This is a genomic window from Paenibacillus dendritiformis (assembly GCF_015845845.1).
Taxonomy (GTDB): Bacteria; Bacillota; Bacilli; order Paenibacillales; family Paenibacillaceae; genus Paenibacillus_B; species Paenibacillus_B dendritiformis_C.
In genome coordinates this window covers 86,065-106,031 of record NZ_LDIG01000062.1, presented here as the reverse complement: position 1 = coordinate 106,031, position 19,967 = coordinate 86,065, and the positions used below count along the sequence as shown (strand labels likewise).

Here is a 19,967-nt window from a genome sequence, read left to right as displayed (position 1 = left end):
GTGTTCGGTTCTTGTTGGGAAATGAGGGGAAGTGCGGGAATTTTCCCATATCCTTGTCGTATATTATATGGATCGCTCTACCTTCGATCCCGCGGCAGACCTGGTCCGCAGACCGCAGGGGCGGTCCGATATGCCGGAGATCGGCATTTTTGCGCAGCGGGCGAAGCATCGGCCGAATCCGATTGGCATTACGTGCGCGAAGCTGGTTGACATTGAAGGAGCGGTTATCCGGGTACAAGGGCTGGACGCGATAGACGATACGCCAGTGATTGATGTGAAGCCGCATTTCCCGGCCTTTGACTCGCCATCGAATCCGCAGGTGCCCGCCTGGGTAGACCAGCTGATGGCGAATTATTTCTGATAAGCGAAATAAGCGATGTTGACGGAGAAGGAGGGGATTGACATGCGTATCTATATGATGTTCCTGTTCGTCATACTGAATGGAGTTATATTCAAGGGGCTGGGAATAGAGACGCTGCTATTCTTCGACGCTACGATCATCGTTATTTTGTTATTTCTAATCCATGAGAAACAGAGCCGGATTGCGTCGCGGTTCGCGAAGCCGGAACCGGCTCCCGGCCCGAGGGTGCTGTACCGGGCCCCCCGGTCGGAGACGGACTGGAGGGATCTTCCGAGCCAGCGCGATATGGCGAAGCTGTCCCGAGACGAGCGCCAGCAGCAGGGGGAGCAGCAACCATGATGTATTTATTCTTATCGTCCATTCGGAGTGATGCCGTTGACGTATACGCTAGTAATTGTATTTATTCTTACTTTGATTATTCATGCGTCCGAGACGCTATCCTACTCGATCCGCTTCGCGGGCGTCCGGATCGGCAAGCTCGCGGTCGCCTTGTCCCTGACCGGCATCGTCGTGCTCGTGGCGCGCACGGCCAACCTGATTCAAGCGCCGTTCACCGCCAATTTTATTGATTATGCCAATCGCCATCCGGAGTTCGATCCGCTGCCCTACCTCAGGTTCACGCTGGTGGCGGCTTCGGCCGGGACGCTGCTCGCGATCGGGGTGTTCCCGACTTTCGTTCAACTGTTCACGCGGATCATCGCCCGGCTGGAGGTGGCCGGCTCGATCCCGAAGCTGCTGGCCGGCGTCACGATCGGCCAGTTGAAGCGGACGAAGAGTTATATCCGCAGACCGACCTGGTCCATGCTGATCAGTCTCCGGTATTTAGGAATTCCGAAGCGGTTCATCCTGTTGAATATCGCGGTTACCGCGATCTATACGGTAGGCGTGCTCGCCTCGCTGTATGCAGCCTATCTTGTTCCGGAGCTCAGCACGACCGCTTCGCAGTCATCGGGGCTCATTAACGGGATGGCGACTATCCTGCTGACCATTTTCATTGATCCGCAGCTCGGATTGATTACGGATAAGGCGCTTCAGCATCCCGAAGAACGCGGCCGGCTGGGCCGAATCTATGCGGTGCTGATGTTTTCGCGCTTCTTCGGCACCTTGCTTGCGCAGCTTCTGCTGGTCCCGGCGGCCTATTGGATCGCCTCCATCGTCCGGATCATCAGTTGAGATCGCGGCCAGGGCTGCGTAATATTTTTCCAAGGAAAAGCTAACGTAATGCAGGAAACGAAAGACAGTCTCCTGCGTATGACATGATGACAGGCAACCTGCCGCGTCAGTACGCCAACAAAGGGGATACATAGATATGTTAAGCATTCTGGGATATACATCCGAGGACAGGGTTCTTATTATACAAGCGGATGATGCGGGCCAATCTCCCGAAGCGAATGAGGCAGCGTTCGAGCTGCTGGAGAGCGGAGCCGAGGTTACGATCGCCACCCGCGGCGCAACTCCGGATCCTTTCGGCGACCGGGTCGTCCGTGTCCGGGCTGATCGCAAGGACTGCGAGTCGCTGCGGACAGCGTTCGGGGATCAGGTCTGGGATGCGGTCTATGACAACATCTGCTATACGCCGCAGGAAGCGCTGATGGCATGCGATCTTTTCGCAGGGAAAGCGAAGAAGTATATTTTCACCTCGACGCTGTCGGTATACGACTGCGCTTGCGACGCTCATCCCGAGTCGGATTTCGATCCTTATTCGTATCCGTTCGAGACGGATCCGGAGGCCGAGGCAGACTACGGCGAAGGAAAGCGGCAGGCGGAGGCCGTCTTCTTCCAGCGGGCCGGCTTCCCCGTGCATGCGGTCCGCTTCCCGATTGTGCTGGGGGAGGACGATTATACGCGGCGGCTGCATTTCCATGTGGACCGGATCCGGCAGGGGGAGCCGATTGGCATCCCGAACCGGGAGGCGAAAATGTCGTTCATCAGCTCGGATGAAGCGGCTTCGTTTTTATGCTGGCTGAAGGATCAGAAGGGAGCGGGACCGATCAATGCCTGCTCCAACGGAGAACTGTCGCTTGATCGCATCCTTGCCATCGTGGAAGAGACCGTCGGCAGAAAGGCGATCGTGGAACCGCCGGCGGAGGGGAACCGTTCGCCATTCGGCGTCCCGGATCATTGGTTCATGGATAACCGCCGGGCGCGGGAAGCCGGATTCAAGTTTCCGGAAGTGACGGATTGGTTCATTCCGCTCGTGCGCAAGCTGGCGCGGAATTGACTAGGTTAGCAGGAGGAATGAAAGGATGTTTATCAATGTGAAGCCGCGGCTGCGGGAGACGGCTATTCGCGAGCTTGTCGAGTTATCTGTATTTCCTGATCCGGATAAGGTGGAAGCTGTCTTGAAATGGTATGAGCAGCATCCCGACCACGAGCTGTGGGGATATGAGAGCGAAGGCGAGGTTGCAGGCATCATCGGCTTCCGGAAGCAGGAGAAGGAGCAGGAGAAGGAGATCGAGATTCTTCATATCGCCGTCCATCCGGAGCTGCGGGGAGCAGGGTTCGGCAGAGGCATGATCTTAGAGCTCATCCATCAGGAGCAGCCGGACGTCGTCAAAGCGGAGACCGATGAGGAAGCGGTTGATTTTTATCGAAATATCGGATTTAGAATTGAGAGCCGGGGCGAAATCTACCCGGGGGTGGAGCGGTTCACTTGCACGTATGAGACTCATCCGGAAGAGCAATAGGCACCCTGCTCCGGCGCAGAAGAGAGCCGCACACGATGTGCGCTCTCTTTATTGCGCTCTTTTTAAGGCGTATAGTTGCTGTCGGGCAGCGCTTTGCCGGCGATGATCTTGGCAGAGATGATGCCGAGGAGCAAATCATTGAAGGATAAGTTTCACGGTTTATATTTTTTTCAAAATCCGCCGCATCGGCGCACGGAAAGCTCGCTTCTGATCGGAACAAACCCGACTGGCGTCAATAGGGCAAAATACGCGATGGTAACGCAACGTTCCTGTCTCGCGCTATATCCTTGGCGGGATTTGCATAGTTCTTAAGAACGGTTTATCGGCTGAGGTACTTGGAAACAGAGAAACGTTTGGATAAAATATCCTCTATCTGAATACAAAAACAAAGGACAGGTGGATTATGTTTCCAAGGAAATTATGGCTTTCCAAATCGATGCGGATTGCGTGCAGTCTGCTGTTGGCTGCAGTCGCGCTGCTGCCGGCCGCTTCCGCGCATGCGGCTGACGAGCAATGGATTGCTCAAGTATGGAAGGAATACACAGCCTACAACAAAAAAACGGTCGATGCTTACGAGAGTTATTTGAAACAAACCGAGCGGGCGTATAAGAAATTTTATGACGACAGCCATCGGAAGTACGAAGAGATGATGGCGCAGGTGCATGCGGACCAGAAGGAATGGCATGAGGAGCTGGACGCCGATCTCAAGTCTCTGGAAGAGCGGTATGGCAGCGACAGAAGTGTTAAGAACAAGCTCAGAGAGTATCGTCAATATATCAATCCGAATTTTTTGAACAGTCCCTTGTGGAAATATGAGGTGGCCGGCAATCCGAATCATTTGAACAGCACGATGTGGAAGCTGAATAAAGCCCTGAATGAAAATTATTTGGAAAGCCTTATGTGGACTTATAGCAAAGCGATCAATCCGAACTATTTGAACAGCTCGATGTGGAAATACAACAAAACGGTGAATGAGAATTATTTGAACAGTCCGATGCAAAAGCTGAAGAAGGGCTCCAGTGAAAATTATGCGGATAGTCCGATTAATAAATACAGCAAGGGCAAGCTGACGAAGACGCAGGCAAAAAAGCTCTATGCCGAACTGAAGAAAGAGCAAACCGCAAACGTATCCAAAGGGGTGGCGGCCAGCAAGAAGGCGATTGCCGACCTGACCGCCATCACGAAAAACAAGATTGGCGATCTTCATAACGAAACCGTTCAATTGCTGGAGAAGCAGCGTGAAGAATCGCTTCAGGCCATCTCCGACCTGCGCAAGGAAATCTGCGGGGAAGGTCTCCAATGGGAGCCTTTATTCCCTGCGCCGGAGCCAAAAGAAAATACAGCGGCCTAGGCCGTTCGCTTTCACCAAGATGCCGTGCGCAAGCGCGGCATTTTTTGCGTCTTTTCTAGCCATGCTGGCGGGAGTGATGATAACGGAAAGGTGCTGATGCAGCGCAACAAGTCGGGGGATGTATGGGTCCTCCCCGGAGGCAGGGCGGAGTGGAATGAGCCCACAGAAGAGGCCGTCGTTCGGGAATTTGCCGAGGAATTGGGCATGCGGGTACGACCGGTCAGGCTCGCAGGCTTGATCGAAAACTTCAATGCGTACCGGCAGGCGGGCTTGCACGAATTCGGCGTATATTACGAAGTCCATGCTTGCCCGGGGGAACAGGCGGATATTCCGGACGACGAATTTATCGGCAAGGAAGCGGAGCCTGTCCTTACCTTCCGGTGGATCGATTTGGATGAGATTCCGGATACGGTTATTTACCCGGCGGCCTTGAAGCAATTGCTTCGATCAAACGGCGAGTTCCGCCATATCGTGAACGATGATCTGAAGGAATCCGGCCGCGCGTTCGAGGAAAAATGTACCTGCTGATATAGAATCAGGACTCCAAGAAATGAACGCGGGTTGAGGTCTTCGGGCAGCCCCGGCCTCTTTCAAATGCTTCAGTCTAAAAGAGAATCCGGGACTGACCTGACGGCATTACTTTGCCATCTGCAAGTGTTGGGCCGATTCGTCCCATGACAACGTGCAGGAGAGAGCCTCGCGGAAGAAGGACAAGGGGACCATTAGCTTCCCTTTGGCAATGATCATGGGGACAGCAAGCTTAACCTTGTTGCCGTCGACTTGAATGTTCTTTTCGTTATGCTTAATCGGGACGATGACCTGACGTTCATCTTCTTTGATTTGAATAGATTTGTTTTTGACGGAATAGGAGATGCCGAGGGCATCCAGCGTATCGAGAAGAGGAAGCATCAATTGATCCTGATGCCGGACCGGCTTCGAGGACAGGGAGACGTCTTCCTTGTTCCACGAGACGGTAATGTCGGCTTCTACCGGCTCCGGCTGCTTTTTGACGGGTGCGGGCTTGGACTTGGATGAAGCCTGACCGGCTGAAGCGGAGGACTTGCTTTTTGCTGTGCTAGTACGGCTTCCCGCAGGCTTCGACGAGCTTGCCTTGGACGAACGGCTTGACCCGTTATGGTAATGATACTCCCCGTACTCCAGCCCCCATTTCTCGCAGTTCGTCCGGCACGTATGGCCTCCGTATTTGTCCGTTCTGCCCGGATGAGCAATCGCTTCCGGCGCCGCGGATCCGGCTCCCAGCAGAATGGCAAGGCTGGCGATAATCCATCTTTTCCGTGGAGAGGACATCGTATGATTACCTCCTTGTCTATATTGGTCTTTGCCTATTATTATATTATAGTAAAATTATTCCTGAATTCATAGAGTCTCCCTGATGGATGTGTCAGTCAAGAATCGGGGGATAACGACGTACAGTGAGGTGCGGAAATGAACAGAACGATATTGCAGGAAGCCAAAGAGGTGGCGGTAAGCGCGGCGAAAGCGGCCGGGGCCATCATCAAGCGGCGCTTCGACACGATGCATAAGGTGGATGAGAAAGGGGACGCCGGAGATGTGGTGACTGAAGCCGATTATGAAGCCGAACAGGTCATCGTGGAGGCGATCGAGCGGAAATTCCCCGCTCATCGCATTCGCAGCGAGGAAGCCGGCCAACTGGGACGGGATATGATCGACGCCATCGTGCTCTATAATTCGGAAGGAGAGGATCTGTATTCCGGCGTGTTGATGGTCCAGGAAGCGGGCGGTCAGGTCATGGACTTCCAGGGCCGGCCGTTCCGGACGATGTGCCAGGAGCCATACCTGATTGCTTGTTCCCCCGAAGCCGATGAACAATGGCTGGAGCTTGTGCGCCAAGGAATACAGACTGGAGCATGAGGCAAGAGGCACTGAAGCGCCATGCCGGAGCAGGCATGATTCTATGTGAAGAGGTGGATTGATGACCATGATGGATTGGGACTTATCCGAATATGAGGATCCGAACGTATATGATCTTGAAAATCAGGGCAATCCTGAACTGCCGATGGTTCTAGAATGGGCGACTTTGAACTCCTGCATCTGTACGGAGGCTGGTCCGGCGCATCCCTCGAGCCTTCCTCTCTTTCGATGGTGGCGGTATGCCGGAGAGCGTAAAGGGGGCGGATAGGTTGGCTCTGATGTTCGCGTTCTTGCTTGGCATCGCCCTGTTGTTTGCCGCGGGAGCAGACGGCTTGCTCCATTGGTTGAGAACAGGGGATCCGTTGCGAATGCTCGTGGTTGGGCTGGCCGGAGGCGGAGCGGCAGGGATGATCAAGCTGCTCCGTTATGTGAGGGGCATATATCATCTCAAGCTTGGCCCGCATATCATATTCGCTCCCCGCATTTTCCGATGGAAGGAGACTCGCGCGGTTCCTTGGTGATGCTGGATGGGGAATGGTATATCAGCATCCGGTTGCTCTCAGGTTATGTGTCGAGCCGGGATTTCAGGTATACATTCCGCTTCCCGGGAAGGGATGATGTTGTATTAAGCAGTTCCGCCCAGTACTTGCCCGGAATCAGTATGTTCGATCTGGATGACACCGCATTCGTCCGGCTATCCGCTCTCGATTACGCACTGCGTTTCAATGAGAATGTCGCGTATATTGTGGACCCGGCTTCGAAGCCGGAGCGAACAGGGTAAGGAGGACGCCGATGTCATATATCAGAGGCTTGAATCATTTCTGTTTTTCCGTGTCGGATATGGAAGCCTCGATCGCGTTCTACCGCGATATTTTGGAAGGCAAGCTGCTGTGTGTCGGGAGGCGGCTGGCTTACTTCGATTGCCATGGCTTGTGGATCGCGCTGAATCAGGAGGATGCCGAGCGCTCCGGGCAGGCGGTTACTTATACGCATATCGCGTTCAGCATTGATGAAAAGGATTATGAGCCGGTGCGCCAGAAGCTGCTGGATTATGGAGTTACGGTACTTGCTGGCCGGGAAAGGTCACGGGAAGACAGACAGTCGATTTATTTTCTCGATCCCGATCATCACTGCTTCGAATTCCATACGGGGACGCTCGGCGATCGGCTTCAATACTATCGTGCCCGCAAGCCCCATATTCAGTTTTTTGATTGATATCCAGAAAAATGGAGTATGCGGCAGGGAACGGGAGCGTGCGAGGCACTGGATCGTGGAATTGACGAAGCGGCAAGTGCGCTATGCGTAGCTGATCGGCTTGGAGCGGCTGTATGCCGAGATCGATACGACAGACGAATGGGCATTGCCGAGGCTTGATTTTTTCCCGTTCGAGGCCGTTCCTGCCTGGGTTACTTATCAGCGTTGAGTGTTGTCAGGACATGCCTTTGAACGAGGCAGAGAGGAGAAAAACTATGAAACCGACCACGATTTATCTCGTCCGCCACGGACAGACGGAGTGGAATCTGGAGCATCGAATGCAGGGGCATCAGGACTCTCCCTTGACCGAATTGGGTGTCCAACAAGCAATCTGGCTGGGGGAGGCGCTGCGGCATGAGCCTCTTGATGCGATATATGCCAGTTCCAGCGGAAGGGCGTATCGGACCGCAGAGCTGATTCGAATGGAGCGGGGTCTTCCGATTCAGGCCTGTGAGGATCTGAAGGAGATTCATCTCGGCGCATGGGAAGGACAGACGCAGGCGGCGGTGCGGGAGCGGGACCCGGAGCAGTTCGAATTATTTTGGAAAAACCCGGGCCAATTCCAGGTTGAAGGCGGAGAGACCTTCCATGAGGTTCAAGAGCGGGCTCTGGGGCGGCTATTGCGCATCGTGCGCGACCATCCCGGCCAATCCGTCTTGATCGTGACCCATACGGTCGTGGTCAAGCTATTGATGGCTTACGCGGAGCCGCGCCCTCTTCATCTGCTGTGGGAGCTTCCCTACATTCATCCGGCCTGCCTGTGCAAGCTGGAGTTCACGGAGGGGAGACCTCGTATTTTACTGCATGGCGACACGTCCCACTACCAGGATGCGCTCGGAGAGAAAGCCTGGTAGCCGTGCGTTCCCATGCAGCCGATGAGGGGAATCTTAGCGGTACACGAGGATGTACAGCATCAGCGAAGTGAGCAGGCTCGGTGCGCCAAGAAGCCATAGCGTAGCGACGAAGCCTATGCCTTGACTGGCGCTGTGCTGTCTGTTGTACTCGGGTTGGCTTAGCCCGTCGGACATCATGCCGGCAAATCCGCACAGCCCGAGACCAATCCAACCCGTAATGTTGAACAATTGGTACAGATCATCTTCAATGAGGGCATACACTCCTGCAATGGCGACGATGAGCAGTCCCAAAGTAATTCGAATAATCATAGGCACTTAACCTCTATATCATCTTTTCGAACGATCTGATGTCAAAGTGGTTACAAAACGGTAACAAAATCTTAATTAAATGCCATATATTATAGCATGATCTCTCCTCCTATTCGTGTTACGATGTGTACGAATTCGAATCAAGCCGAAGCTCGGAAGAGCGCGGGGGACCCAACTTTTGGGGTGAAGTCGCATACTTGCGTCAGGGGTGACCTCTTTGACCCGAACCCGACAGCTAACCTCGTAGGCTGCAAAGGGAGAGATGAATGAATGAAGAATCCACTCAAAAAAGTCGCAGTAACCAGCGCTATCGCGCTAGCTCCGGTTCTGGCGGCCGGTTCCGCCTTCGCGGCGCCGCAGACCGATGCGGTGCAGGCGCAGAACCCGAATTGCTATATGGTTAAAGTAAACGGCGTAAATGTGAAAGCCGTCATTCCGGATCCGGCAAAATCCGCCGACTGGCAAGCTTGGTTGGACAATCTGGTAAAGGATTGGAAGAATCAAGCCAATAACGGCAGCACACAGCAGCAGCCTGTCGTAAAACTGCCGACGGTTCAAAATCCAGGCAACGTCGTCACCAAACCGGAATCCAAGCCAACGCCTGCTCCAACGAAGCCGGCACAGCCTGCGCCAAGCACAGATAATGGCACGGTCACGGACAAGTCCGACTTTGCGAGTCAAGTGGTCGATCTGGTCAACAAGGAACGGGCCAAAGCCGGCTTGAACCCGCTTCAATCGGATGAGAAGCTGACGAAGGTAGCGATGATTAAGGCGCAAGATATGTATAACAACAACTATTTTGACCATCAATCGCCGACGCTCGGCTCCCCGTTCGATCTGATGAAGGCGCAAGGCGTTCAATACCGTACGGCTGGCGAGAACATCGCCAAAGGACAGCGTACGCCGGAAGAGGTTATGAACGCTTGGATGAACAGCCAAGGCCATCGCCAAAACATTTTGAATCCGAACTATACTTCGATTGGCGTCGCTTATTACAATGGCGAATGGGTTCAAGAGTTCACCGGCTAAAATTAAATATGACATCACTGCAGCGGCATCGGGAGAAGGTGCCGCTGTTTTGTCGCGCATCCGGTTGCCGCTGACTCCGAAAGGGAATCCTATTCCTGATCCTGCAACATCCCGCGCCTGAAGAGCGTCAGGTAAAATATAGGAAGATGCGTTCATGCATTCATTCCGATATGTAAGAAGGGAGAAGATTGAGATGAAGCAGATAAACAGGCTTGCCTGCGGATTGGCACTTGCCGGCATGATGGCGCTGCCGGCAGGAACACAGGCGGAACCGCGGGCCATAGAGCCCGTCAACATGGCCATTGAGATGAACGAGCTGAGTCGGGCTGATCTGGCGGTGCTGCTGGCCGAGCTCTTCGGGCTCGATACGAAGAAGGCGAGCACGACATTCGCGGATGCGGCCGATCACTGGGCGACGGCCCAAGGGGCCATTCCCGCCGTCATCGAAGCGGGACTCATGAAGGGAACGGATGCCGAGCATTTCCGGCCCGATCGAAGCGTAACCTATCAGGAGATGATCGCTGCGCTGGCAAGGGGGTACCAGCTTGACGAGATGGCCGCGCCGGCGCTCGAACAGGCGAAGTCAGGGCCATACAAGTGCTCGGCCTGGGCGTCCCGCTATATTCACGCGGCTGTAGCCTTGTCGATCGTCAAAGACGATCTTGACTTCCGTAAGCCGATCTCCGAGCTAGCGGCCAAGAAGCTGGCGGAGCAGTTCCAGGAGGCCGTCCGGATTTCGCCGCTGGAGACGAAGATGGAAGTCGGCCGCACCAAGCAAGGAGAGGCGGTGCTGACGTTCATCGTAACCAACGTATCGCATGAAGAGCTGGTTCTTCCGTTCACCTCCTCGCAGCGCTATGACTTCAAGGTGACGGACTCGGCGGGCAAAGTGGTATATCAGGCCTCCAAGGACAAATTTTATTTAACCGTATTGGGAGAGGAGACGGTGCTCCCCGGGAAATCGCTGACATACCGCGAGTCTGTGAATCTGCAGCAGGGTCAAACCTATACGGTAGAGTTCTGGCTGGTGACCGAACATAAGGCGTACTTGAAGGAACAGATCCAATTATAAACGCAGACCGCGGATTGAGCCTTCTGTCCGGACATCCGGCATGAAGGCTTTTTGGCGTTGTCTAAGCGGAACGGTTGGAAGCATATTGCCGCCTCCGGGACTTGATTTTACAATAAGATTAGATAAAATAAAACCTTGTCCATAAAGGAATATGGCGGAGTTCTGTCCATATGGATAGGATAGGAGGAAGGAGGGAGGGCCATGGCTTTTGGCGCCCGGGTGTTGAAGACGGGGATCGCCGTTACGCTCGCCTTATACATCAGTCAATATTTTCAATTCAAAACGCCGGTGATTGCCGCAGTGGCGGCCATCTTCGCCATGCAGCCGTCCATCTACCGGTCATGGCGTTATTTTCTCGATCAACTCCAGACGAACACGTTGGGGGCCGCGATCGCCCTGCTGGCCGGCATGGCGTTCTCGAACGAGCCGATCGCGGTCGGGATTGTATGCATTGTGGTCATCATTATCTGTCTTAAGATGAAGATGGAGGAGACGGTCGGGCTAACGTTGGTCACTGTCATCTCGGTCATGGAAGCATCGGGGCAATGGGACTTTGCGCTCGGAAGGTTCGCGCTGACGCTAATAGGCATCGGCTCGGCATTTTTAATCAATATTTTGTTCTTCCCGCCGAATCCGCAGGCGCAATTTATCGGGCAGATCCAGAATGTATTCAGCCGGATGTCGCTTTTGCTTCGCACCGCCATTTCGGATGAGATGAAGGAGAGCGCGTTCCGCGTCGAGAAGCAGGGGCTGGAGGATTCATTGAAATCGATCTCGGATAAGTACAAGCTGTTCGAGGAGGAGACGAAGAAGCTGAAGCGGTCCAAATACCGCCATACGCGCCGCATCGTCGTGTACAAGCAGCTGCTGAATACGCTGCGCAAAGGCATCGAGGTGCTCAATATCATCGAAGAGCATTATTTTCAGTCGGCCCGTACGAAGGAATCCGATCTGTTCTTCGATCGCCATCTGGAGCTGCTCATTAAATGCCATGAGCATGTCCTGCTCAAGTTCGAAGACAAGGTCAAGCCCGACAGCGGCGACATCGCCAATCTGGAGCGGGAAAACGAACGCTTTATGACCCAGGCGCTGCAGTACGGCACGGATGGACCGGAAGGAGCGTTGCGGTTATCGATCGTGGCTGCGTCCTTATATGAATACGGCCATCAGATCAGCCGGCTAGACCGCTTGGTCGGGCATGTGGATAAGGAAGAAGATAAGGGTCTGCTGCAAAGCTTGCTGTAAAAAGAGAAGAGAAATATTTACATGAAAGAGAGCCGCGTATGCGGTTCTTTTTTTTGCTGTCGTGTTACGAAAGCTTCTCCAGAGCATTTTGACTTGAACTGGATGGTTGAGGTAAAATGATTTCGACCCTGCAGTCATATATAGAACCGGTCGGTACTAAATGGGAGGCGGCAGTTTTGCACTCGTCAGGCTCCCTAATCAACAGATAATGAACAGAAAAAAGAGGAGGACGAGAGATGTCGCAAGCAAGGCGGAAATACAACGGACCATTGGTCATCTTGATGATGAACATGTTCGTGACGATGGTAGGAATGGGGTTGATTATCCCGATACTGCCTTCTTTCTTGCAGGAATTTGGCGGCGGAGGACAGGCGATGGGCTATCTGGTTGCCGCTTTTGGGCTTACTCAATTTCTGTTCTCTCCCATAGCGGGGGAATGGTCTGATAAATACGGCCGCAAAATATTGATTGTTAGCGGGGTCGGAATATTCGCTTTGTCGCAAATCGTGTTTGCTTTTGCGGACCAGATGTGGATGCTGTATCTGTCCCGTCTTCTCGGCGGCTTGGGGGCGGCATTGTTAACCTCGCCGATGATGGCGTATATTGCCGATATTACGACCGAGGATGAACGGGCCAAGGGGATGGGACTGTTCGGCGCCTCCATGACGCTGGGAGTCGTGATCGGCCCGGGCATCGGGGGACTGCTCGCGGAATACGGCATCCGCGTTCCCTTTTATTTCGCTGCCGGGTTAGCCGTCGCCGGAACGCTGCTCTCCAAAATGGCGGGGAACGAGCAAGGCTTCGTCGCCGGCATGAATACGGCGTACATGAGTCTGGGCAATATTATCGGGCCTTCGATTGCCGGGATCTTATATGACGTGAATACCAATATTCCTTATTGGTTCGGAGCCGTGATTTTATTGCTCAGCACGATGATTCTCGCCAACTGGAAGCGAACCGGCAAGGGGGAGGTTCAATCCTCCACGGCTTCCCTGTAAGAGGACGGATTCATTGCAAACGGGAGGCTTTTTCGTTAAGATAGGTCATATTCGCATGACCGGAACAGTTTGTACAGGGGGCATTCATCGTTATGGAGGAGCGTTCGGCAGAAAAAAAGAAGCATATTTTACAGTCGGCGATGAAGCTGTTTGCCACGCAGGGTTATATGAAGACGACGATGCAGGAGATAGCCCAATATTGCAAAATGTCCAAAGGCAGCGTATATCAGCATTACGCTTCCAAAGAAGAACTGTTGTTGAACATATTCAAATATTATTACCGGCTGCTCTATGATCGGATTCAGATCATTGAACGGGATCCGTTATTGACGCCCCGTGAACGGGTGAAGAAGAAGATCGAAGTCCATATGGTGATGTTGTCCGAATATCCCGAGTTCACGACGATGCAAATGCGGGAAAATGCCGGGTTCGCCAATAAAGAGATCCATCAATTTTTGCAGCAGGCCAGTCTTGATAACACCCGGAGCATCATGAACGATTTGACGGATATGTACGGGAACGCCATCTCGCCATACAAGCTTGATTTGACCTTGCTGCTGAGCGGAATCATTACCACATACTTAAACGTGATCTTGCTGGAGGAGGTTACGGTGAAGTTGGACCGCCTCAGTGATTACGCGCTTGATCTGGTCGATCTGAGCGCGCAGAAGCTGCTGCAATCCCGGCCGGAACCGTTCATGAAGGAGGAGGATTGGCCGGCGCTTCTGCAAGCGATCAGCCAGGAGCCGCAGAAAGCGATGCATCCGCTGGTCCTGGTGCAGAAAATGCGTGAAGAGCTGAGCCGGCTGAGCCTGCCTCCCGAACGAATTCAGGATGCCATAGATTCGCTCGCGGTACTGGAGCAGGAGCTTATGGAGATTCAGCCGCGGCGGGTTATCGTGCTCGGGATGCTCGCCAATCTGAACCGGGTGGAGACGCTGCGTCCTGTCTGCGATCAACTGGAGACGGCCGTGCAGCACTTGAATCGGCTGTAAGGCCAGGAATAAACATGGTACTTACAGGGCACCCTGAGCCTAACCACATCTGATGAGAGAGGTGACCGGGGTGCCGATTGCCCGCTTGAACGGTGTCAGCCTGCACTATCATGTGCGAGGCAAAGGGGTGCCCATCATCTGGATCCATCCGCCATTGCTGACATCGGAAAATTTCAATTACCAGATGGCCCAATTGTCCGACAGCTTCCGGGTCATCACGTTCGATATTCGGGGCCACGGATACAGCGGCCCGTCTGAAGAGCCGATCACATACCAGCTCATCGCGGAAGATATGCTCGCGCTGATGGATAAGCTGGGCGTGAAGCAAGCGTATGTCGGCGGCTACTCTACCGGAGGATCGATCGCTCTGCACGCGCTCTTGTCCGCCCCGGAGAGGTTCCTCGGGGGCGTGCTGATCAGCGCGATGTCCGAAGCGAGCGATATGTGGCTGCGCGGCCGCATCCGCGCGGCGGCAGCCTTCACTCGCTGGAAGGCCAAGTCGCTCATATCATGGGCGATCACATGGGGGAACGCCGATAGCCGCCTTACCTATAAAAATCTTCAGCGAGCGGCCAGGAGAGGCAATAATGCCAACTGGAGACAATATTACCAGTACAGCTTGAACTACAATTGCACGGATCGGCTGCAGGAGATTAAGGCGCCGGTGCTGCTCATCTACGGACAGAACGACAGAAGCTTTCACAAATATGCGCTTATCCTGCATCATGGCCTGCCGAACAGCCAATTGTACTGGATCCCGAAGGCGAAGCATCAAATTCCGACGAAAAATGCTCTGGAGATGAACTGGCTGATCGAGCAGTGGGTGAAGAACCGCTGCAAGACGCTGCCTGAGGAGCGGGAGGAAGCGTTGGCCTGGTCAGGGCATTTGTACGATGCCGATACGGATACCCCGGAAGAACGAATTCAGCATTGACGATCGTGTTTTTTTGAACTATGCGGAAAAGGGCCTCTACGGAGGCCTTTTTGTGCTCGGGACTTTCTTGCATAATGCAGAAAAGCAGGGAAATGGCGCTGAGGCAGCGAATTGTTTTATGTTGGCGTGTCAACTGCGAAATCACGTTGACTTTTGATTCCGGGTACGGCTATGATTTCTGGAAGGATACGAGCATGCCTGACATCTACCGCTGCACCTTCCGCGGCGAGAATCTTGCGGAAGTGGAGCGCCTATGGAAATGAACTGGAATTGGGGCTGGGGAACAACCGGATTTTTCGCACAAAATGATAGAAAGCAGGGGCAGAAAATGATAGAGAAGCGCAAAGCAATAACGAATCGGCTGCCGCACCGGTATCCGTTCCTGATGGTGGATTGCATTACCGACATTCAAGAAGGGCAGTGGGCGAAGGACAAAAAAGGTCGCTGGAACGGAATGGTATTTCGCCGGTGAAGGGTCGGAACGGACGATGCCGCATACGATGATCGTCGAAGCCTTGGCCCAATTGGGCGCGTTGGCGGCGATGGGACATGGCGGCAATCTTGGCTTTCTGTCGTCCATCAAAGGAGCGGAATTCTGCGGTCATGCCTTACCGGGGGACTGCCTGGAGCTCGAGTACACGCTTATTAAGGCAAGGCGGGGCTTTGTCGTAGGCAGCGGCCAGGCTTCGGTCAACGGTAAAGTGATTGTGAAAGTGGATGAGATTATGGTATATGCGGAAAGTGATACGTAAGAAATTTTATTATAAATTTTACTATAACAACCATTTTGTGGTTGAATATTTATGCATCCCTCTCCGGGTAACGGGGAGGTTTTTTTCATTCCATGCCGCAAATCGCTCTTTTGCTATGAGACAACAGGAGGCAACAAAAATTTTAAACTGGGGATTTACAAAACGTTCATAGGCAAGTATTATATCTTTAACTACCTGGCTTACGCAGAAACAACCAGAATCCTGCATAATTATTTGACCAAAGTTCGAAAAGTAGTTCGCCGTTTGCCGGCAAACCATTAATTTCGTTAATGCTTAGAGTCAACATAATTATTTTATGAATGTAGGGGGAGTTGTACAGTGAAGAAAAGTTGGGTCATGTTTTTATGCTTGCTGTTGTCGCTAACGCTGGTGCTCTCGGCATGCAGCGGCGGCGATACCGCGGAGCCATCCAAGGAACCGGCTCAAAAGGAACAGGGCAGTGAGGCGGAGAAGAAGGAGGATGGAGATCCGGCTTCCGAGCCGGAAGAAGCCGGAGTTATCAACGAAGGAATTGTCAAGGCTTCCGATCCAAGCAAATCGCCGGCGAACGCCACGGCCCGGACAGACACGCTCATTATCGGCATGTCCGCGCCGGCTGGAATCTTCCACCCGCTGTACGCGGAGACAACCTATGATACTTACGTCGCCGACACATTATTCAAATCACTGCTGGAAGTGCAGAAGGACGGAACGTATGCCCCGATGCTGGCGGAGAAGTATGAAGTCTCGCCGGATAATCTCACCCACAAGTACAAGCTGAGGGAAGGCTTGAAGTTCAGCGATGGCTCGCCGTTGACCGCGGAAGATGTCGCCTTCACGATAACCGTCCTCCATGACAAGTCGTATGACGGCCCCACAGACATTATCAGACACGCCAAGATCAAGGGCGGCAAGGAGTATTTTGATGGTAAAGCAACCTCCATTGAAGGCATCAAGGTTATCGATCCTCTCACGATTGAATTCACAACCATTGAACCTAGCGCACTAGCACAGCCCGCTATAGGTGGGGCTGGCATCATCTCTAAGGCCTATTACGGCCAAAATTACAAACAGGGCGATTTGAGCTATATGAACGATCTGTTCACGAAGCCGCTTGGCAATGGGCCATACAAGCTGGAAAAGTTCGTGGCCGGCCAGGAAGTAACGTTTGTCGCCAATGAGAACTATTTCAAGGGCGCACCGAAAATTCCGAAGCTGATCTACAAATTCACGACGGAGGAGACGAACGCCCAACTGCTGCAGGCTGGAGAGACGGATATGGATTTCATTTCCGCGAATCTCGACAACTTCGAGCTGCTGCAATCAATGAGTTTCCTCGATATAACGCTCTTCCCGACCAATGGTTACGGCTACATCGCCTTCAATCATAATCGGGCGAAGTTCCAGGATAAGAAGGTACGGCAGGCCTTGACGTATGGTCTGGACCGCGAGCAAATCGTGGATGCTGTATACCAGGGCTACGCCGAGGTCATCAACGTGCCACAATCGAAGCTGTCCTGGGCCTATACCGATGAAGTGAACAAGTACGAATTCAATCTCGAAAAGGCGAAGAAACTGCTCGATGAGGCGGGATGGAAGGTCGGCGCGGACGGCATTCGTGAAAAAGACGGCGAGAAATTCATAATCAATTTCGCGGCAACCTCGCCAAACGTGGTGAATGACGCGATTATTCCGGTCGCGCAAGCGAACTACAAGGAACTGGGCATCGAATTCGTCGCCGAGCAAATGGACTTCAACGCGGTTATAGAGAAGAAGAAGAAAGGCGATTTCGATATGCTGTTCTTGGCCGTCGGGTTAAGGCCGGACCCGCAAGTGAGTCAAAATTCTTTTATTACTGGCGGATCGCAGAACGATATCGGTTACTCTAATCCAAAAGTCGACGAGCTGTTCGAAAAAGGCGGAAAAACGCTGGATATAGAAGAGCGCAAAAAGATTTACAAGGAACTGTACCAAGAGCTCAACGAGGATTTGCCATACATTTATATGTACCAGCGCCGCGACATGTGGGCCAATAATGCCCGCTTTACAGGGCTCGATATGAGTCCCTACCGCGATTTCTCTTACGGCGTAGATTCATTAATGATCAATTGATTGTATATAATACCATTGATCCGAACCCTCTCCCGTCCTGTCGGGAGAGGATTTTTATGACAGAATAGATCCGAGGCATACGCATGGGTCTCGTAACAATCAAGCATGTGTCGGTTAACAGAAAACTACAATATTTTATAATCTAGGGATTTACAAAATGTTGATAGGCAAGTATTATATTCTGTAACTGCCTGGCTTAGACAGAAACAACGAGATTCCTGCATAATTATTTGACCAAAGTTCGAAAAGTTTGTTTGCTTTGCCGCCTGCTGGCAAACCATGAACTACGTTACTGCTTAGTGTCAACATAATGATAATAAAATGTAGGGGGAGTTGTGCAGTGAAGAAAAGTTGGGCCATGTTTTTATGCTTGCTGCTGTCGCTCACGTTGGTGCTCTCGGCATGCGGCGGTGCCGGCGATGCAGCAGAACCGTCCAAGGAACCGGTTCAAGAGCAGCAGGGCAATGAGTCGGAGAAGAAGGAGAATGGGGAACAGGCCTCCGACCCGGAAGAAGACGGGGTTATCAACGAAGGAATTGTCAAGGCTTCCGATCCAAGCAAATCGCCGGCGAACGCCACTGCCCGGACAGACACGCTGATAATCGGCATGCAGGCTCCGGCTGGAATTTTCCATCCGCTTTACGCGGAAACGGTCTACGATAATTATGTAATGAGAACGTTGTTCAAGGCGATGCTGGAAGTGCAGAAGGACGGGACGTATGCGCCGATGCTGGCGGAGAAATACGAAGTTTCACCGGATAATTTGACCCACACGTACAAGCTGAAGGAAGGCCTGAAGTTCAGCGACGGCTCGCCGCTGACGGCGGAAGATGTCGCCTTTACGATTACCGTCCTGCATGACAAGTCATACGACGGTCCGAAGGACATCATTCGGGACGCCAAAATCAAAGGCGGCAAAGAATACTACGATGGCAAAGCAACCTCCATTGAAGGCATCAAGGTAATCGATCCTCTCACCATTGAGTTTACAACGATTGAACCAAGCGCTCTGGCGAAGCCCTCTATCGGCGAGATAGGCATTTTATCCAAAGCATATTACGGCAAAAATTACAAGCAAGGCAATTTGAGCTATATGAACGACCTGTTCACGAAGCCGCTTGGCAACGGGCCGTACAAGCTGGATAAATTCCAGGCTGGCCAGGAGGTATCCTTTGTCGCCAATGAGCACTATTTCAAAGGCGCACCGAAGATCCCGAAGCTGATCTACAAGTTCACGACAGAAGAGACAAACGCCCAATTGCTGCAGGCCGGAGAGACGGATATGGACTTCATCTCCGCCAACCTGGACAACTTCGAGCTGCTCAAATCGATGGGCTTCCTCGATATCTCCTTGTTCCCGACGAATGGTTACGGCTACATTGCCTTTAACCATAACCGGGCCAAGTTCCAGGATGTGAAGGTGCGTCAGGCATTGGCGTACGGCCTGGACCGCGAGCAAATCGTGGAAGCCGTATACCAGGGCTATGCCGAGGTCATCAATGTGCCGCAATCGAAGCTGTCCTGGGCCTATACCGATGAAGTGAACAAGTACGAATTCAATCTCGAAAAGGCGAAGAAACTGCTCGATGAGGCGGGCTGGAAGGTCGGCGCGGACGGCATTCGTGAAAAAGACGGCGAGAAATTCACGATCAACTTTGCCGCTACCTCGCCGAATGTGGTGAATGATGCAATTATTCCGGTCGCGCAGGCGAACTACAAGGAATTGGGGATCGAATTCGTTGCCGAGCAAATGGACTTCAACGCCGTCGTGGAGAAGCGGAAGAAGGGCGATTTCGATATGCTGTTCATGGCTTGGCGCCTTGAACCGGATCCGCAAGGTGCACAACATAACTTCATTACCGGAGGATCTTGGAACGAAATCGGCTACTCCAACAAAAAAGTCGATGAGCTGTTCGAAAAAGGCGGGAAAACGCTGGATATCGAGGAGCGCAAAGCGATCTACAAAGAGCTGTATCAAGAAATCAATGAAGACCTGCCATACATCTTTATGTATCAGCGCCGGGATATGTGGGGCAACAATGCGCGCTTTACAGGACTGGATATGAGCCCGTACCGCGACTTCTCTTATGGCGTGGATGGCTTGATGATTAATTAATCCGA

Annotated in this window: 24 protein-coding genes and 1 riboswitch; of the genes, 22 read left to right on the top strand and 2 right to left on the bottom strand. The window is 52.9% G+C overall.

The features are described 5' to 3' along the window. Nucleotides 1-31: 31 nt before the first annotated feature. From ABD76_RS03335 to ABD76_RS03305, 7 genes are all read left to right on the top strand, one after another. A complete protein-coding gene (locus tag ABD76_RS03335; protein WP_338125019.1) occupies nucleotides 32-361 on the top strand; it encodes a TrmO family methyltransferase domain-containing protein in 330 nt (109 codons plus the stop codon). 42 nt (nucleotides 362-403) lie between these two features. Next, nucleotides 404-700, top strand: coding sequence for a hypothetical protein (locus ABD76_RS03330; RefSeq protein WP_197254281.1), 297 nt, complete (start codon nucleotides 404-406; stop codon nucleotides 698-700). Nucleotides 701-730: 30 nt separating this feature from the next. Next, the gene (locus tag ABD76_RS03325; RefSeq protein ID WP_420901917.1) at nucleotides 731-1,534 is read left to right on the top strand and encodes a lipid II flippase Amj family protein; all 804 of its coding nucleotides are present in this window, start codon (nucleotides 731-733) and stop codon (nucleotides 1,532-1,534) included. A gap of 136 nt (nucleotides 1,535-1,670) precedes the next feature. Further along, a complete protein-coding gene (locus ABD76_RS03320; protein ID WP_242069332.1) occupies nucleotides 1,671-2,582 on the top strand; it encodes a Rossmann-fold NAD(P)-binding domain-containing protein in 912 nt (303 codons plus the stop codon). A gap of 25 nt (nucleotides 2,583-2,607) precedes the next feature. Further along, nucleotides 2,608-3,048 (top strand): GNAT family N-acetyltransferase, encoded by a 441-nt coding sequence (locus tag ABD76_RS03315; RefSeq protein WP_197254279.1) that lies wholly within the window; start codon nucleotides 2,608-2,610, stop codon nucleotides 3,046-3,048. Nucleotides 3,049-3,451: 403 nt separating this feature from the next. Next, a complete protein-coding gene (locus ABD76_RS03310; RefSeq protein ID WP_242069331.1) occupies nucleotides 3,452-4,399 on the top strand; it encodes a hypothetical protein in 948 nt (315 codons plus the stop codon). 24 nt (nucleotides 4,400-4,423) lie between these two features. After that, a complete protein-coding gene (locus tag ABD76_RS03305) occupies nucleotides 4,424-4,927 on the top strand; it encodes an NUDIX hydrolase (RefSeq protein WP_338125018.1) in 504 nt (167 codons plus the stop codon). A gap of 108 nt (nucleotides 4,928-5,035) precedes the next feature. On the opposite strand, the gene ABD76_RS03300 is transcribed toward ABD76_RS03305, so the two are convergent. Beyond that, the gene (locus ABD76_RS03300; protein ID WP_197254277.1) at nucleotides 5,036-5,707 is read right to left on the bottom strand and encodes a copper amine oxidase N-terminal domain-containing protein; all 672 of its coding nucleotides are present in this window, start codon (nucleotides 5,705-5,707) and stop codon (nucleotides 5,036-5,038) included. Nucleotides 5,708-5,845: 138 nt separating this feature from the next. Here ABD76_RS03300 and ABD76_RS03295 point away from each other — a divergent pair, with 138 nt between their 5' ends. The 5 genes from ABD76_RS03295 (at nucleotide 5,846) to ABD76_RS03280 (ending at nucleotide 8,400) form a co-directional block, all read left to right on the top strand. Continuing rightward, entirely contained in the window at nucleotides 5,846-6,292 is a 447-nt protein-coding gene (locus ABD76_RS03295) for an inositol monophosphatase family protein (protein ID WP_197254276.1), read from the top strand. 269 nt (nucleotides 6,293-6,561) lie between these two features. Continuing rightward, entirely contained in the window at nucleotides 6,562-6,813 is a 252-nt protein-coding gene (locus ABD76_RS29220) for a hypothetical protein (RefSeq protein ID WP_242069330.1), read from the top strand. Beyond that, nucleotides 6,807-7,073, top strand: coding sequence for a hypothetical protein (locus ABD76_RS29215; RefSeq protein WP_242069329.1), 267 nt, complete (start codon nucleotides 6,807-6,809; stop codon nucleotides 7,071-7,073). Before ABD76_RS29220 ends, ABD76_RS29215 begins: the two co-directional genes overlap by 7 nt. Before the next feature lie 11 nt (nucleotides 7,074-7,084). Beyond that, the gene (gene fosB / locus ABD76_RS03285) at nucleotides 7,085-7,507 is read left to right on the top strand and encodes a metallothiol transferase FosB (RefSeq protein WP_197254275.1); all 423 of its coding nucleotides are present in this window, start codon (nucleotides 7,085-7,087) and stop codon (nucleotides 7,505-7,507) included. Nucleotides 7,508-7,761: 254 nt separating this feature from the next. Then, the gene (locus ABD76_RS03280; protein WP_197254273.1) at nucleotides 7,762-8,400 is read left to right on the top strand and encodes a histidine phosphatase family protein; all 639 of its coding nucleotides are present in this window, start codon (nucleotides 7,762-7,764) and stop codon (nucleotides 8,398-8,400) included. A 33-nt stretch (nucleotides 8,401-8,433) separates the two neighbouring features. Here ABD76_RS03280 and ABD76_RS03275 read toward each other — a convergent pair whose 3' ends face one another. Then, nucleotides 8,434-8,709, bottom strand: a complete 276-nt coding sequence (locus ABD76_RS03275) for a hypothetical protein (RefSeq protein WP_197254270.1) — start codon at nucleotides 8,707-8,709, stop codon at nucleotides 8,434-8,436. 133 nt (nucleotides 8,710-8,842) lie between these two features. After that, a riboswitch (cyclic di-AMP (ydaO/yuaA leader) is annotated at nucleotides 8,843-8,974 on the top strand. A 5-nt stretch (nucleotides 8,975-8,979) separates the two neighbouring features. Between ABD76_RS03275 and ABD76_RS03270 the strand changes: the two genes are divergently transcribed. The 10 genes from ABD76_RS03270 (at nucleotide 8,980) to ABD76_RS03230 (ending at nucleotide 19,962) form a co-directional block, all read left to right on the top strand. After that, complete coding sequence (locus ABD76_RS03270) at nucleotides 8,980-9,738, top strand: CAP domain-containing protein (protein ID WP_197254269.1); 759 nt, start codon at nucleotides 8,980-8,982, stop codon at nucleotides 9,736-9,738. Nucleotides 9,739-9,931: 193 nt separating this feature from the next. Beyond that, nucleotides 9,932-10,810, top strand: a complete 879-nt coding sequence (locus ABD76_RS03265; protein ID WP_197254268.1) for a BsuPI-related putative proteinase inhibitor — start codon at nucleotides 9,932-9,934, stop codon at nucleotides 10,808-10,810. 201 nt (nucleotides 10,811-11,011) lie between these two features. Next, a complete protein-coding gene (locus ABD76_RS03260; protein WP_197254267.1) occupies nucleotides 11,012-12,055 on the top strand; it encodes an FUSC family protein in 1,044 nt (347 codons plus the stop codon). Nucleotides 12,056-12,291: 236 nt separating this feature from the next. Next, nucleotides 12,292-13,053 (top strand): MFS transporter, encoded by a 762-nt coding sequence (locus ABD76_RS03255; RefSeq protein ID WP_197254266.1) that lies wholly within the window; start codon nucleotides 12,292-12,294, stop codon nucleotides 13,051-13,053. 92 nt (nucleotides 13,054-13,145) lie between these two features. Beyond that, a complete protein-coding gene (locus ABD76_RS03250) occupies nucleotides 13,146-14,048 on the top strand; it encodes a TetR/AcrR family transcriptional regulator (protein ID WP_197254265.1) in 903 nt (300 codons plus the stop codon). 70 nt (nucleotides 14,049-14,118) lie between these two features. Next, entirely contained in the window at nucleotides 14,119-14,982 is an 864-nt protein-coding gene (locus ABD76_RS03245) for an alpha/beta fold hydrolase (RefSeq protein WP_197254291.1), read from the top strand. A 259-nt stretch (nucleotides 14,983-15,241) separates the two neighbouring features. Then, nucleotides 15,242-15,454, top strand: coding sequence for a hypothetical protein (locus ABD76_RS29205; protein ID WP_242069328.1), 213 nt, complete (start codon nucleotides 15,242-15,244; stop codon nucleotides 15,452-15,454). Next, nucleotides 15,375-15,734, top strand: a complete 360-nt coding sequence (locus ABD76_RS03240) for a hotdog family protein (protein WP_338125023.1) — start codon at nucleotides 15,375-15,377, stop codon at nucleotides 15,732-15,734. The genes ABD76_RS29205 and ABD76_RS03240 overlap by 80 nt, the downstream gene beginning before the upstream one ends. Before the next feature lie 339 nt (nucleotides 15,735-16,073). Next, nucleotides 16,074-17,846 (top strand): ABC transporter substrate-binding protein, encoded by a 1,773-nt coding sequence (locus tag ABD76_RS03235; RefSeq protein ID WP_197254264.1) that lies wholly within the window; start codon nucleotides 16,074-16,076, stop codon nucleotides 17,844-17,846. A gap of 340 nt (nucleotides 17,847-18,186) precedes the next feature. Next, the gene (locus ABD76_RS03230; protein WP_197254261.1) at nucleotides 18,187-19,962 is read left to right on the top strand and encodes an ABC transporter substrate-binding protein; all 1,776 of its coding nucleotides are present in this window, start codon (nucleotides 18,187-18,189) and stop codon (nucleotides 19,960-19,962) included. The last annotated feature ends 5 nt before the right edge of the window (nucleotides 19,963-19,967 follow it).

What these genes read in the sequence shown, in the direction of transcription:
- ABD76_RS03275 (WP_197254270.1), bottom strand. Translation starts at nt 8,709, where the DNA reads ATGATTATTCGAATTACTTTGGGACTGCTCATCGTCGCCATTGCAGGA.
- ABD76_RS03250 (WP_197254265.1), top strand. Translation starts at nt 13,146, where the DNA reads ATGGAGGAGCGTTCGGCAGAAAAAAAGAAGCATATTTTACAGTCGGCG.
- ABD76_RS03260 (WP_197254267.1), top strand. Translation starts at nt 11,012, where the DNA reads ATGGCTTTTGGCGCCCGGGTGTTGAAGACGGGGATCGCCGTTACGCTC.
- ABD76_RS03310 (WP_242069331.1), top strand. Translation starts at nt 3,452, where the DNA reads ATGTTTCCAAGGAAATTATGGCTTTCCAAATCGATGCGGATTGCGTGC.
- ABD76_RS03315 (WP_197254279.1), top strand. Translation starts at nt 2,608, where the DNA reads ATGTTTATCAATGTGAAGCCGCGGCTGCGGGAGACGGCTATTCGCGAG.
- ABD76_RS03295 (WP_197254276.1), top strand. Translation starts at nt 5,846, where the DNA reads ATGAACAGAACGATATTGCAGGAAGCCAAAGAGGTGGCGGTAAGCGCG.
- ABD76_RS03320 (WP_242069332.1), top strand. Translation starts at nt 1,671, where the DNA reads ATGTTAAGCATTCTGGGATATACATCCGAGGACAGGGTTCTTATTATA.
- ABD76_RS03255 (WP_197254266.1), top strand. Translation starts at nt 12,292, where the DNA reads ATGTCGCAAGCAAGGCGGAAATACAACGGACCATTGGTCATCTTGATG.
- ABD76_RS29205 (WP_242069328.1), top strand. Translation starts at nt 15,242, where the DNA reads ATGAACTGGAATTGGGGCTGGGGAACAACCGGATTTTTCGCACAAAAT.
- ABD76_RS03270 (WP_197254269.1), top strand. Translation starts at nt 8,980, where the DNA reads ATGAAGAATCCACTCAAAAAAGTCGCAGTAACCAGCGCTATCGCGCTA.
- ABD76_RS03300 (WP_197254277.1), bottom strand. Translation starts at nt 5,707, where the DNA reads ATGTCCTCTCCACGGAAAAGATGGATTATCGCCAGCCTTGCCATTCTG.
- ABD76_RS03265 (WP_197254268.1), top strand. Translation starts at nt 9,932, where the DNA reads ATGAAGCAGATAAACAGGCTTGCCTGCGGATTGGCACTTGCCGGCATG.
- ABD76_RS03325 (WP_420901917.1), top strand. Translation starts at nt 731, where the DNA reads ATGCCGTTGACGTATACGCTAGTAATTGTATTTATTCTTACTTTGATT.
- ABD76_RS03280 (WP_197254273.1), top strand. Translation starts at nt 7,762, where the DNA reads ATGAAACCGACCACGATTTATCTCGTCCGCCACGGACAGACGGAGTGG.
- fosB (WP_197254275.1), top strand. Translation starts at nt 7,085, where the DNA reads ATGTCATATATCAGAGGCTTGAATCATTTCTGTTTTTCCGTGTCGGAT.
- ABD76_RS03330 (WP_197254281.1), top strand. Translation starts at nt 404, where the DNA reads ATGCGTATCTATATGATGTTCCTGTTCGTCATACTGAATGGAGTTATA.